This is a genomic window from Candidatus Tisiphia endosymbiont of Xenochironomus xenolabis, from assembly GCF_964264705.1.
Taxonomy (GTDB): domain Bacteria; phylum Pseudomonadota; class Alphaproteobacteria; order Rickettsiales; family Rickettsiaceae; genus Tisiphia.
Genome location: NZ_OZ183473.1, coordinates 509,916 through 524,181 on the forward strand (window position 1 = coordinate 509,916; position 14,266 = coordinate 524,181).

General features: G+C 32.8%; 9 protein-coding genes. All 9 read right to left on the reverse strand.

The window, feature by feature from the left end; translation table 11 throughout:
• Positions 1-73: 73 nt before the first annotated feature.
• Positions 74-1,411 (reverse strand): MFS transporter, encoded by a 1,338-nt coding sequence (locus ACFELY_RS02545; protein ID WP_375333549.1) that lies wholly within the window; start codon positions 1,409-1,411, stop codon positions 74-76.
• Between the two features lie 413 nt (positions 1,412-1,824).
• Positions 1,825-2,853 (reverse strand): hypothetical protein, encoded by a 1,029-nt coding sequence (locus ACFELY_RS02550; protein WP_375333550.1) that lies wholly within the window; start codon positions 2,851-2,853, stop codon positions 1,825-1,827.
• 129 nt (positions 2,854-2,982) lie between these two features.
• Positions 2,983-3,735 carry a YaaA family protein gene (locus ACFELY_RS02555; protein ID WP_375333551.1) on the reverse strand — a complete coding sequence of 251 codons (753 nt, stop codon included), beginning with the start codon at positions 3,733-3,735 and terminating at the stop codon, positions 2,983-2,985.
• Between the two features lies 1 nt (position 3,736).
• On the reverse strand, positions 3,737-4,681 hold the full coding sequence (gene mdh, locus ACFELY_RS02560; protein ID WP_341759648.1) for a malate dehydrogenase: 945 nt from the start codon (positions 4,679-4,681) through the stop codon (positions 3,737-3,739).
• Positions 4,682-4,701: 20 nt separating this feature from the next.
• Positions 4,702-6,054: a transcription termination factor Rho gene (gene rho, locus ACFELY_RS02565; RefSeq protein WP_341759647.1), complete on the reverse strand. Its 1,353-nt coding sequence runs from the start codon at positions 6,052-6,054 to the stop codon at positions 4,702-4,704.
• Between the two features lie 895 nt (positions 6,055-6,949).
• Complete coding sequence (locus ACFELY_RS02570; protein WP_341748655.1) at positions 6,950-7,759, reverse strand: DsbA family protein; 810 nt, start codon at positions 7,757-7,759, stop codon at positions 6,950-6,952.
• 32 nt (positions 7,760-7,791) lie between these two features.
• Positions 7,792-11,427 (reverse strand): acyl-[ACP]--phospholipid O-acyltransferase, encoded by a 3,636-nt coding sequence (locus ACFELY_RS02580; protein WP_410521664.1) that lies wholly within the window; start codon positions 11,425-11,427, stop codon positions 7,792-7,794.
• A gap of 85 nt (positions 11,428-11,512) precedes the next feature.
• On the reverse strand, positions 11,513-11,821 hold the full coding sequence (locus tag ACFELY_RS02585) for a HigA family addiction module antitoxin (RefSeq protein ID WP_341750787.1): 309 nt from the start codon (positions 11,819-11,821) through the stop codon (positions 11,513-11,515).
• Positions 11,822-12,207: 386 nt separating this feature from the next.
• Positions 12,208-14,196: an excinuclease ABC subunit UvrB gene (gene uvrB / locus ACFELY_RS02590; protein ID WP_341759919.1), complete on the reverse strand. Its 1,989-nt coding sequence runs from the start codon at positions 14,194-14,196 to the stop codon at positions 12,208-12,210.
• Positions 14,197-14,266 lie beyond the last annotated feature (70 nt).

Genomic DNA, 14,266 nt, shown 5'->3' on the forward strand with positions numbered 1-14,266 from the left:
CTAGAAAATACATTAACTAATTTATGTTACAAACATTTGTTAGGTACTGAATCTCCGTTAGAACCTACAAAAATTATTCAACATAAATACCAGCTTCCTTCTCTAATTTTTGAAAATGACGTAAACCAAAAGCAAATCCTACACTTATTGGAATCATAATAATTAACAACCCCCAATGACCAAAATATTTTGTTAAAAATAAAATTCCAAAAGAAGTAATAACATACATCAAAGCCCGTGATACAGCATATATCATACTATTATAAGTATAACGTTTAAAAACTGGGAAATATTTGAAAAATATTGGAACAGCTGGTACGCGACCAAAATCAAATAGCACAAGAAAGGCTTGAAGTAAGAATAGAAAAAATGGTTCAGTTATGTTATTTAAAATATAAGGAGAACATACAATAAAAATAGAGAATATCACTAACTTCACTTTTAAAATTTTCAGTGGATATATCCTGTAACTTAAATAGCTTATAAATGACATACCAACTAACTGTATTATTGAGACAATAAAATTTTGATGTATTACTTGTTCTGCACTATAACCAAAAGAACTTTTTAGAAGACTACCACAATGTACATAAGCGAAATAAAAACATACTGGCCAAACGCAATTTACTATAAATAAGTATAACACTAATTTTTTATTAACTTTTTTATTAAAAATGGGAGCATTAGCAAGTTCCTTGATATCAATATTAGCTTTCTCACATTTCTTTTTTAGTCTAAGTTTTGCATCAACAAAATCAGGTGTTTCTCTGAGAGTCGTTCTGGAAACCCCACCAACTAAAGCAATTATTGCTCCTATCCAAAAAGCAAGACGCCAATTCAAGCCATATGATGTAACGAGAGAAGCGATTCCGAGTGCAGCTGTTGTTCCGATAACAGAAGCAACGGCAACAAAAGCTACTGTTGGATATTGTATAGGAGGTTTTATAGTTTCTGTTAAATAAAGTTCTGCTCCTACTATTTCGCCTACTGATGACATACCTTGTAGTATACGACAGACCGTAATTATTATAGAAGCGGTAATACCAATTTGAGCATAAGTTGGAACATTTGCCATTATGACGCATGAAATTGCCATCATAATGGTAGTAATAATAACCGTTGCTTTCCTCCCTGCTCTATCTCCAATATAGCCAAAAATTAATGCACCAATTGGACGAAAAATAAAAGTAGAACAAAATACAAAAGCCGTTAACATAGATGCGGCAAAAGGCTCATATTTAGGGAAAAACAACTCGTTTAATAATACTGCTAAATGCACATAAAGCATCAAATCAAAATATTCTAAAAATGTTCCTATTGAAAGCAGCCCCACAACTTCTTTTTGTTCTCTGGTAAGGCTAGTCTGCCGATCAGGAATAATCCTGGTATTTTCTTGAACAAGTTCACTCATAACTGACTTAATGTTATTGTTGACTTCCTATAGTGTATATTTCCCATGTTACTTTTATTTGCTGTTTAATATACTTATTATATAATAGTTGATGATTTGACTAATGATAGCAATGAAAAATAGTATAGAAAAGTTAAAATAATAAATTTTTGGTTGTAACAACATCACGGTCTTAATATAGCATGAGAGTTTTATACTCAAATGATTTGGAGAATTGGATTTGAAAATGAGGGGCGAACCTACGGCAGTGTACATGAGCTATGCGAGTACATGAAGACCCCGCAAGTATTTGCAGGAACCAATTCTCCAAACCATTCGAGTATACTTATAGAATAAAAATTGTAGGACACTATAATTACAGCTCTTCGGCTTAAGGTTTAAAAACACACAAAGTACTAATTATTGTTCTTCCATTAGGAAAGTCTAGTTTTCCCTGTCATACAAAAATCTTTAATCTCTCCTATAAAAGATTCAAATCCCTTATTCTCTTTAACTAATCTATTAGCCATATCCCAATCAATTTCTAACCTTTCTTTTGCAGGGATTAGTATTCGACCTTTCTCAGCTTGATCTTTTATATTTAATAAAATAAATCCTATACCGTGTCTAGCAGCAAGAATTTCCAGCTCCCGTAAAGTACTTCCACCCTTGCCTTCTACTAAAGAAGAAGCTACTAAATATCCATAATGAGCCCATGAGGAATTTGATAGGGCTTGAAAAAAAGATTGTCGTACATTCGCCCTATTAATTACAACCTTTACCTCAAAAGACCAAAGCTTAGCTTTTTTATCGGCAAATTGTTGCACACAATCCTTGATTGCTAATGCCCAATCTTTAGTAAGATCATTCATTCCTACTAGATCAGGATGTAACCATTTATTACCGTTAGTACCTTTATAATTTGAAGAACATTTGTCATTAATAATTTTGCTATGAACACGCAACTCTTGTAAAAGAAAGTCTAAAAGCTTTGGGTATATCTCTTTTTCTTTTATGTTTGGTTCTTTTTCAGTATATTTTATCTCTACCTGCTTAGTTTCTTTATAGTCAATTGATGAGAAGTTGGGGACGTCATCGCTCAATGCTCGTCTATTACTTATAGGCGTTGCTCCATCGCTCCTGCTATCTACTTCTCCTGAATTGACTATAGTATAATAATATCTAAGTGGATAGTCTTCTTTTTTAATATTAGGTTCCTGATTCTGTATGCTTTTAAACCAATTTTTATGCATTTCTCCCTTAAGAATTTTTCGCATAATGCCATTTTTTTGCTTTTCAGTAATTGCCCTAACAAATGATTTACTTTTACTTCTTTCTGCTTTTTTCTTGATTTCTTCAGGATATTTTTCTATTAACCAATCAACTATTTGATCAGCAGTAAGTTCTTGACCTTCCTTGCTTTTAATAAAACCAATAATTGCTTTGTTACGATTAAATTCCATAAATAATTCCACTAATTTTATAAGTCATTAATAAAATAATAATCAAAATAGCAAAAAGTTTAAATATAATTAGCAGATATAATTACAAGTTATTAGCTTTAAATTTAAATGTAATGACAATGTTGCAACTTATGCATTTTTAACAAATATCCAATCGTTATTGGAAGACTCGGTTTCGCTATATTGATAATTTTGTTTAGAAAAGTGTTTTAATTTTTCCGGTAGGTCTATAAGATTTTCTGCAATAAAATTAAACATGCTGCCCCTAGCCTTTTTGGAATTTATTGCTATTATTTGTAATTTATTATTTCTTCTTTCTTTAAAATATATATTAATTATTGGGTATTTAAGATCATTCTGATTAATGACGCAGGAATATTCATTGGATGCTAGGTTGATGAGATATTTATTTTGGTGAGTTGCTAATATTTGATTTATATAATTGGTAATATCGTCTTGCCAAAAATTTGATAATTTTTCAAAATTTGGCAATTTTGTTGACATTTCTAGTCGATAAGGTTTTATTTTTTCAAAAACTCTTAGTGCACCGTATAAACCTGATATAATTAACGTGTGTCCTTGCAAGAAATCCCACTGCTCTGCGGTAAAATTCTGCCTATCAATGTTATTGTAAACATCCCCATCATAGGCAAATATCGCTTGCTTCTGAGGTTGGTTATCGAAATCTTGAAATCTATGATAATTAAGCTCAGCCAGTTTATCACTAACCCCCATTAACTGCTTAATCTGATTTTGTGACAAATTTTTACATATTTGTAAAAGAGCTTGTGTTTTAGTAAAAAAATGGGGTTGCATCGATGGCAACCCCACTATTTGAGAAGTAAAATCTTGAGTTTTCGCTGGTGAGATTATACTGAGCATACTATTTTACTGACTCAATTAACTTTTTAACTCCATCTACTGATTTGTTAAATAAATCTTGCTCTTCAGTATTTAATTTTATTTCTACTATTTTTTCCACACCATTTTTACCAATAATAACAGGCACACCGACATACATATTGTTTACTCCATATTCCCCTTGAAGATAAGCAGCACAACTTAATATTTTGCGTTTATCTTTTAGATAACTCTCTAACATTTCGATAGCAGATGTTGCCGGAGCGTAATAGGCAGAACCCGTTTTAAGTAGTGAAACAATTTCTCCACCACCATTTCTTGTACGATCTATTATTGCGTTAATACGTTCCTTCGTTGACCATCCCATTTCTACTAAATCTAAAACTGGTATCCCATTAATTGTTGAATATCTAACCAAAGGAACCATTGAATCACCATGCCCCCCAAGGACAAAACTACTAACATTTTCTACAGAAACATTAAATTCATGGGCCAGGAAAAGGTTAAATCTTGCTGAGTCAAGTACCCCCGCCATACCAACTACTCTATTGCTAGGTAGTCCACTCTCTTTTAACATTACATAAACCATAGCATCAAGCGGATTGGTTATAACAATAACAAAAGCGTTCGGTGCATATTGCTTAATGTTGCTAGCCACAGTTTTTATAACAGTACTATTAACATTAATTAAATCATCACGACTCATTCCGGGCAAACGTGGCACTCCGGCTGTAACAATTATAGCATCTGAACCTTCTATATCTTTATAATCATTAGTACCTGTGGTAATTGCATCCGACCCTGTAATAGCTCCAGCTTGTGATATATCTAAAGTCTTACCCTGCGGAAAGCCTTGAGATATATCGAACATAACTACGTCACCAAGTTCTCTAAAGCCTATCAAATGTGCAAGCGTTCCACCGATATTGCCACTGCCAATTAAAGCAATCTTTGTTCTTTTAGTCATACTTCCTCCTGAAAAGCATTTTACGAATTCATTGAATCAAAAAATTCTGTATTAGTTTTAGTATTTTTAAGTTTATCAATTAAAAATTCTGCTGCATCTATAGTCCCCATTGGATTAATAATTCTACGAAGAACCCACATTTTTGTTAAAATAGCTTTATCAACCAATAACTCCTCTTTACGTGTACCAGATTTAGTAATATCAATAGCAGGGTAAATACGTTTATCAGCTATTTTGCGATCGAGAACTATCTCAGAGTTACCAGTACCTTTAAATTCTTCAAAGATCACCTCATCCATACGCGAACCGGTATCAATTAAAGCAGTTCCTATTATAGTTAATGAACCACCATTTTCAATATTTCTCGCCGCTCCAAAGAATCTTTTTGGTCGTTGTAATGCATTTGCATCAACCCCTCCTGTAAGAACTTTACCAGACGATGGTACAACAGTGTTATAAGCTCTCGCAAGTCTTGTTATTGCGTCAACCAATATTACCACATCTTTTTTATGTTCTACTAACCTTTTAGCTTTTTCAATAACCATTTCTGCAAGCTGAACGTGCCTAATAGCCGGCTCATCAAAAGTTGAACTAACCACTTCACCACGCACTGAACGCTGCATATCAGTAACTTCTTCTGGGCGTTCGTCGATTAACAGAACGATTAAAAATACTTCTGGATTATTGGTGGTAATAGCATGGGCGATATTTTGCAATAGAACAGTTTTACCAGTTCTTGGTGGAGCAACAATCAATGCACGTTGTCCTTTACCCATAGGAGCCACCAATTCAATTATTCTGGTACTAAAATCCTTGCTATTATCTTCTAGTTCTAATGATAATTTTTTTTCAGGATAAAGTGGAGTCAAATTATCAAAATGTACTCTATGATATGCCTTAGAAGGCTCTTCAAAGTTAACTTTATTTACTTTCAGTAATGCAAAATAACGTTCTCCTGGTTTTGGAGCCCTAATTTGTCCTTCTACCGTGTCCCCTGTACGTAGTCCAAAACGACGAATCTGACTTGGAGAAATATAAATATCATCAGGACCGGCGGAATAATTTACCTCTGGGGATCTAAGAAACCCAAACCCATCAGGTAGAATTTCCAGTACACCTTCTCCTGAAATCAAATCACCCTGTTCAACAGATTTCTTGAGTATAGCAAAGACTAGCTCTTGCTTTAGCAAAGCACTAGAGTTCTCAATGTTAAGATTTTCTGCTTGTACTTGCAACTCTTCAGGTGATTTACGTTTTAATTGTTTGAGATTGATGGTAACAATACCATCTTTATTAGGACTATCATACTTGATACTATTATTGTAATGATTATCATATGGTTCTTTACTATCAGTCACTGTATTTCTTGTCATATTTTATTTTCTTTAGATTAGTTAAGATTAGACTGTGCTAGAAGGCTACCTGCAATAACTAAAGTAATTCTATATTTGGCTCTTTTTGGCTGCAAATAAGCATGATTTTCTTGAAATAGGTACACTATTCCTCCAAAAATCACATTTATTATCGCCGAAAAATAGCTCAAAATATAATTAATTAGTTATAGCAGACAGCCTCCTAGAAATTATTATTTCAGGTCATTTTGTTGTCAAAATCAATCGAGGGAATCATTGTGTACATTTATTAAGTACTAGTTACGATTTTTCGATTAATTTTTTATTAAAAATTCCTCTCTCATGGCTATTTTGAAAAGAGGTTTATTGCTTAAAAACCGGGAAAATCATGAAACCTACGAAAGATTAAGGTTTAGACTGCTACTCTAATAATTTGAGGAATTAGTATCACAAAATTCCAACAACCCAGCTAGGAGGCGGTCGGAAATAACTAATTAGTTATCGCAGGCAACCTTCTAGGCTTAAGTAGAACATAGAGAGCATTTATATTTTCGGGTAACTAACTTAATTTTGGGAATTGATACTAGTATTAAGTATTTATCAAATTATTTTACATTTGTCAAACATATTTACATAAACAACCATCCAAAAATAATTAAAAAGTTACAATCAATAGCTGAACATACTCAAATCACTTGAGTATAACAGTACCCTACAATTTTTATTCTATAAGTATTAAACAGCATAAAAACGTCATTACGAGAAGGCGTGGGTCAAGAAGCAATCCATTCCTGGTCATTTTTGGATTGCTTCGTCGACCTTACGGTCTCCTCGCAATGACGCTTGGTGAGCAGATTTTTTATTCATCATAAGAAAATAGTAAAAAAATGTAGGGTACTATCATACCACTATACCATTATAATTTATTTTGGCTTTTTATATCGGCAATTATTCTTTGCAATTGTTCCATATCCATCATTCCTGCAATTAATTTACCATTAATAATATAGGCAGGAACTCCCTGTATTTTTAAACCTTTTGCTAATTTAACATTTTTCTCGAGAAGCTTTTGTATCTCCCCCTTATTAATTTCTTCTGTGATTACTTCAATATTTAAATCATTTGCGAGAAGCAATTTTTCTACAGATTCTTTGGTGATAGGTTTTAGCTCCATTAAACCGTTATGAATATCCTGAAATTTATCAGGAGTGGTCTTATAAACAGCTAAAGCAATAGCTGCTGCATAATTAGACGCCTCACCAAGAAGTGGATATAGTTGCAAAACGACTTTAACGCTCGTATCTGATTTAATTAACTGATTAATAAAATAACTACCTTTTTTACAATAACCACAATTATAATCATAAAAAGCAGCAATGATTATATCCCCATTGGAATTACCAAGTACTGGAGATGTAGGAGAATTTTCTATTTCAGATTTATTATCTCTGATATATTCACCAGTTTTTATTTCCATTTCCTGCATTTTACGTCGTTGAAGACCTTCTATTGACTGAATTATTACTTCAGGATTATTTAGTAAATATTCTTTTACAATTTTTTCAGTTTTCTCTATGTTTTCTTTTTTATCTAATGAGTACTGATCTGCAGCATTAATCGAAACCGTAGCAGAAACAGCATTAGGAGTCTTCATAGTTTTATAAGCAAATAATGCTATTAGGACAACGACGATAATCAATAATATTTTACTAATAACATTATGCATAATTCTTTTCTACTAAATATAGGTTCCTTACCTCATTCCAGCATTCTAGTTGCTTTTCCATAATTTTCAAGCATTTTAGTTATTTGCCGATAATTTACTTTACCTATTGGTAGAATCGGTATTTCTTTAACATGGATAATCTCTGGAAAATATTTTGTTAATTCAGTATTTTGTCTCGAATATAGCGAATTTTTAGCCATCATTTCTATAAAATTTTCCCTATTAATAATCTGACTGGTGGTAAAGAGAAAAATTTGTCTGTTTTTATTACCATCATCATGACAAATAGCTACATGTCTACTATTAACATCGATTATATTAGCTAAATCCTCTATTAATACCAACGAAATTAGTTCTTCTACCAGACTTCTTTCATAACTCGCTTCTGTTAGGGAATTTGTAGGAGACACGGAACGCAGACCCGCAGCGTACTTAAGTGTACGTGAGGACTCGAGTACCGGATCGACGCACAAATTACCAACAGAAGTAGAGTTATGAAAGAAGTCTACTGTAATAAATTGTTGAACACGACCTAATAAGGTAAGATAACCATCTTTATCAATTTTTGCAACATCCCCAGTATCATACCAGCCCAGACCCAAATTTTCTGATGATGTTGGATGAATAACTCCAGGATTATTAGAGTGCATATAGCCAAGCATGATATTTGGTCCCTTAATAAATAATTGCCCCCCCTCTTCTATTCCGTTAATTGGTTTAATATAATATTCTATTTTGGGCATCAAACGACCTACACTTCCACCACGATAATGCATGGGAGTATTACACGCTATTATTGGAGCTGTTTCAGACGCACCATATCCTTCAAAAATTCTTATACCAAATTTATCGAGCCATAATTGCGTTGTTTCTTTCCTAAGTTTCTCACTACTGGCAAACACGTATCTTATAGAATAAAAATCATAAGGATGAGCACAGGTGGCGTAATTGTATAAAAATACATCTGTACCAAATATAATTGTTGCTCCGATGTCATATATTACCTCAGGAACACTCCGATAATGCAAAGGAGAAGGATAAAGAAAGGCTGGTATACCGTTAAGCGTCATCATTATTGTGCCAGATAAACCAAAACAGTGAAATAATGGTAAAGCCATAAAGGCAAAATCATCTAGACTAAAATGTAACTTAGCTAGAACCTGGCATCTATTAGCTTGTAGGTTTCTATGCGACAATACTACAGCCTTAGGGGAAGCTGAAGTGCCTGAAGTAAATACTACAACCGACGGATCATTGTCATCATAACTAGCACACATATTACTATAATAACTCTGTGGGAAAAAGCTAGCTATCATAGCCTTAATTCTTAAATATAAAGTAATTCTTGTTGTTAAATCTTCAAGATAAATGACTTTTATATTAACTTCTAAGATATTTGCCAACATTTCTTGCAACCCAGCTTTTTCAACAAATTGTTTTGAAGTATAGACGGTTTTTACTGACGTTGTTTTACACGAGGTCACTACATTGCTAACATCACTCATATAATCAATCATGACCGGTCTACGGGAACAGGCTTGCATAGCATAAAAAGTAACAATCGTTTCAACCATGTTAGGTAGCATAATACCTATATATTCAGCTACTTCTGTATCCTGTTTTATTAAATTTGCTAAAGTAAAAGATTGTAATATTAATTGACGATAGGTAACAGACTTATCATCAATATCTTGTATTATTGTTTTGTTAAAACCATAAGCTTTTGCTGTTTCAAGGAGAGACTGAAATATAGTATTCTGGTAATCAGAGCCTTCAAATATCATGTCAGTCATAATATCATAAAGAGCCTGACCTATATATTTACGCTTTTCCCTATTATCCATATTCTGATTAGCAGGAGACTTTACTGGTGGTAAAATAGTGATAGTAACCTTAGGAAATATCCGTGTTTTTAGTATATTTTTAAGTTTAGAAAAATTAGTAAACTGTGTACCATCTATTCTTACAGGTAAAATTGTTGCATCAGCTTTTTCAGCGATCATGCCAGGTCCTTCATATATCTTCATTAAGGAACCAGTAATACTTATTCTTCCTTCGGGAAAGATAGCAACTTTTTTATCTTTTTGCACTTCCCTAATCAAACTCTTTATAGCCATTGCATTAGCGGGATCAACTGGTAGAGTTTTTGCCATCGTTAAAAATGGTTTTACCCACCACACTTTAGCCATATTTGTATTAATGGCAAAAGTCATTTCTTCAGGTAAATAAGTTGCCAGTAATGCAGGATCAAGATATGAAATATGATTGGCGATAACTACTGATCTTTTGCCAGCTTTATAAAAATTTTCAATACCTTTTACTTCCACTCTGTACATGCAATCAAAAATAAATTTTAAAATAGCTCGGTTAACAGCAAAAGGTACTATTTTTACTTCAGGAATTAATTGATAAATATAATAAGCTACCACTATGTTAAGTATGCTAATAAATAATATAACCGATGGTATCGAATATTCCCAATAGAATAACAACGAAAGTATTGCAGTAGACCCAGCCATAAACACAGCATTAGCAAAATTATTTATAGCAATTATTCTACTACGATGAGCTGAGGAGCTAAGATATTGTAATACTGCAAAAAGCGGAACAATATATAACCCCGCAATAGCAGCTATAAAAAATAAATCTATAATAATCCGCCAATTATGCTTTTTAGATAAAAAGACAAATATACTCTTTAATTGCTCCGGTTCATAATGAACTGCACTAATTCGACTGGCAAAAAATAAATCAATACCAAATATACTGACACCAATCGCTGAAACAAAAACATATTTCGTGGTAATTTCATTCCCCAAAATCTTACTACACCAAAAAGAACCAATCCCTACTCCAATTGAAAATGTCGCAAGAAACAAATTAGCAACATTTTCATCTGCTCCAAAAGTATTTTTAGCAAGAGCTGGAATTTGGGCAAGTATTGCCGCACTGATAAACCAAAACCAAGATATGCCAAGAATTGCTAAATATACTTGCTTTTTAGATTTGGCATATTTAATCATTTCTATATTTTCGCGAAATAAATTTAATTTTATTTTAATTTCACAATTAGAATTATTTGATTTTGGCATAAAATAACTAGCAATAACGCCAATTACCGCAATCATTATCAGAATAGTGATTATTAAATTGCCACTTATAGTGTAGTATCCTCCAATAATAGTACCAACTAAAATGGAAATAAATGTTCCCGCCTCAACGAATCCATTAGCTCCCAACAACTCATCTCGATATAAATGATCTGGCAAAACACTATATTTGATTGGTCCAAAAAATGTCGAGTGTATACCCATAAACAATATAGATAAAAACAGTATTACTAAACTATTATCAAAAAATCCATAAGTAGCAAAAAGCACTATGGTTAGTTCAAATAATTTAATGATTTTAACTAAAGTTGATCGCTCATATCTATCAGCTACTTGCCCTGCAATACTTGCAAATATTACAAAAGGTAATACAAAGATAGTATTAGCAGCGAGTACAAGTAATTGGGATGATTCCACCAATTGACTAGATAGTTTATAGGTAATTAATATAATTAACGCATTCTTTAGTATATTATCATTCATACAACCACAAAATTGTACTATGAAGATAGGCAAAAAACGCGTATCTCGAAATAAATATAACCGATTTGATGACATGCTTTCTCCAAAGACATTATAATGGCGGTATAGTATGCAATTCCTTGCTTTATGTCAAATAATCTAATTCAAACCACCTATTATATTACATGATGCCTTTTCCCATGGTAGCTAAAGGGTGAATAGAGGCAAGATGGTTAAATATTTTTTCCTTAGTAACTGCCTCATCATATCTTGACTGTATCCTAATCCAAAAACTATCTGATAAGCTGAAATACTTTGCCAATAACAGAGCCGTTTCAGTACTAATATTTCTTTGTTTGTTTACAATCTCTGTTATTCTATTAATTGGTACTTCAATATCTTTAGCTAATCTATAAGCCGAAATACCAAAAGGTTCCAGGAATTCAGTCTTAAGTATTTCGCCAGGGTGTACCGGATTAATTTTATACATATAAGTTACCTTTTATTTATGATAATCGTGAATACTCACCAAGTTATGTCAAATTCTCGGCTATATCTATAAATATAACAGATTTTTTTGCTCCACTAATAGCTGTTTTCATTATTTTTATAATATTGCTTATTTTTTCATCCCCTAACTCATCAAATTATAGAGAGGTACTTTAAACTAACTCACCTTACGCATGACATTTATAAAGTCATATAGAAAATAGCTTGGCGTCATTGCGAGAAGCTACTTTAGTAGCGACGAAGCAATCTAATGAATGTGGATTGCCACGACCACGTAGTGGTCTCGCAATGACAGAAAACCTATCTAAAACCCTCTTTACCTTCTAACTTTCAACAGTTGTGGGGTTTATGCATAAGGTGAGTAAACTAAGTTAGCTCTAAAGCGGCTTCTTCTAGCGTATTAATTTGATCTCGTATTTTTGCTGCCTGTTCAAATTCCAAATTGCTAGCTTTTGAGTACATTTCTTTTTTTAATTTATTGATATGAGCTTTTAATTTTACTGGATTATCCAATAATATATGAGCTTGTTTTTTATTACCTAACTTACTATCCAGTTTTTCTAATTTAATTAGTGCATGGATATGATTATTAATTGTTTGGGGTATTATAGAATGCTGTCTATTATATTCTTCTTGAATTTTTCTTCTCCTATATGTCTCGCTTACTGCCTTGTCAATAGAGTTGGTAATACGATCTGCATAGAGTATTACCCTTCCTTGACTATTCCTTGCAGCTCTACCAATAGTTTGAATTAACGAAACTTCCGAGCGTAAAAAGCCTTCTTTATCAGCATCGAGTATGGCAACAAGTCCACATTCCGGAATATCTAAACCTTCTCGTAATAGATTAACACCAACAATAATATCTATAGTACCTTGGCGTAAATCTTTGATGATTTCAATACGCTCAAGAGTATGAATATTAGAGTGCAAATATGATACTTTATACCCTAGTTCTTGGAGATAATTTGTTAAATCTTCTGACATTTTTTTAGTTAATGTTATCGCTAAGATACGAAATCCTTTATTTATTGTCGATTGAATTTCGCTTAGCAAATCTTCAACTTGGTTAGTTGCTGGTTTTATAATACATTCTGGGTCAAGTAACCCTGTGGGTCTGATGATTTGCTCAACCATAACCCCTGCTGTTTCGTCCAATTCAAAAGATCCCGGTGTAGCTGAAACAAAAACCGTTTGAGGTCTAAAATCTTGCCATTCCTCAAATTTTAATGGTCTATTATCTAAGGCTGACGGAAGACGAAACCCATGTTCCACTAGTACGGTTTTTCTAGCCCTATCACCATTATACATTGCTCTAATTTGTGGAACAGATACGTGACTTTCATCAACAAATAATAAGGCATCTTTAGGTAAATATTCAAATAGGGTTGGTGGTGGCTGTCCATTTGCTTTACCAGTTAGAAACCGAGAATAATTTTCAATACCTTTACAACTGCCAGTCTCCATCATCATTTCCATATCATATTGGGTACGTTGATTTAACCTTTGAGCTTCTACTAACTTACCATGTGTATTAAGAAATTCTAAACGTCGTTGTAACTCCTCTTCAATTTGTGATATGGCGTTTTGTACTACTTCTTTAGGTGTTACAAAGTGCGATTTAGCATAAATCACAGCTTGCTCCAATTTAGCTAATTTTTCACCTGTAAGCGGATCAAATTCGCTGATATATTCCAGTTTATTATCAAAAAATGACAATCGCCAAGCTTTATCGTTATAATGTACTGGGAATATATCAATATTATCACCTTTTACCCTAAACGTACCACGCTCAAATCCCACATCATTACGCTTATATTGTAAGCTTACTAGGTCACTGAGCAATTTATCTCTAGCATAAATTTCCCCAGACTTAAGACTTATAGTCATCTGATAATAAAGACCCGGTGAACCAAGACCATAAATACAAGAAACAGAAGATACAACAATTACATCCCTACGTTCTAAAAGAGACCTAGTAGCAGAGTGTCTTAATAAATCTATCTGTTCATTTATCGAAGAATCTTTTTCTATATAAGTATCGGTTTTTGCAATATATGCTTCGGGTTGGAAATAATCATAATATGATACAAAATATTCAACGGCATTATTTGGAAAAATTGCCTTCATTTCTGAATAAATTTGGGCAGCTAACGTTTTATTATGAGCCATAATAAGTGACGGTCGACCGGTTCTCTCAATAATATTTGCCATAGTAAAGGTTTTACCGGAACCAGTAATGCCAAAAAGTATTTGTGAAGGCAATCCCGATTCAAGCCCCTTAATGATTTCATTAATTGCTTTTGGCTGATCGCCAGCTGGACTATATTTAGATACTATCGAAAAATTATTTATCATTAATTTGTAACTTGCTAGTTTGTTATTATATGTAGATAATAGTTTTATAACCAATTAAATAGGATAA

What these genes read in the sequence shown, in the direction of transcription:
- ACFELY_RS02545 (WP_375333549.1), bottom strand. Translation starts at nt 1,411, where the DNA reads ATGAGTGAACTTGTTCAAGAAAATACCAGGATTATTCCTGATCGGCAG.
- ACFELY_RS02550 (WP_375333550.1), bottom strand. Translation starts at nt 2,853, where the DNA reads ATGGAATTTAATCGTAACAAAGCAATTATTGGTTTTATTAAAAGCAAG.
- ACFELY_RS02555 (WP_375333551.1), bottom strand. Translation starts at nt 3,735, where the DNA reads ATGCTCAGTATAATCTCACCAGCGAAAACTCAAGATTTTACTTCTCAA.
- mdh (WP_341759648.1), bottom strand. Translation starts at nt 4,681, where the DNA reads ATGACTAAAAGAACAAAGATTGCTTTAATTGGCAGTGGCAATATCGGT.
- rho (WP_341759647.1), bottom strand. Translation starts at nt 6,054, where the DNA reads ATGACAAGAAATACAGTGACTGATAGTAAAGAACCATATGATAATCAT.
- ACFELY_RS02570 (WP_341748655.1), bottom strand. Translation starts at nt 7,759, where the DNA reads ATGCATAATGTTATTAGTAAAATATTATTGATTATCGTCGTTGTCCTA.
- ACFELY_RS02580 (WP_410521664.1), bottom strand. Translation starts at nt 11,427, where the DNA reads ATGTCATCAAATCGGTTATATTTATTTCGAGATACGCGTTTTTTGCCT.
- ACFELY_RS02585 (WP_341750787.1), bottom strand. Translation starts at nt 11,821, where the DNA reads ATGTATAAAATTAATCCGGTACACCCTGGCGAAATACTTAAGACTGAA.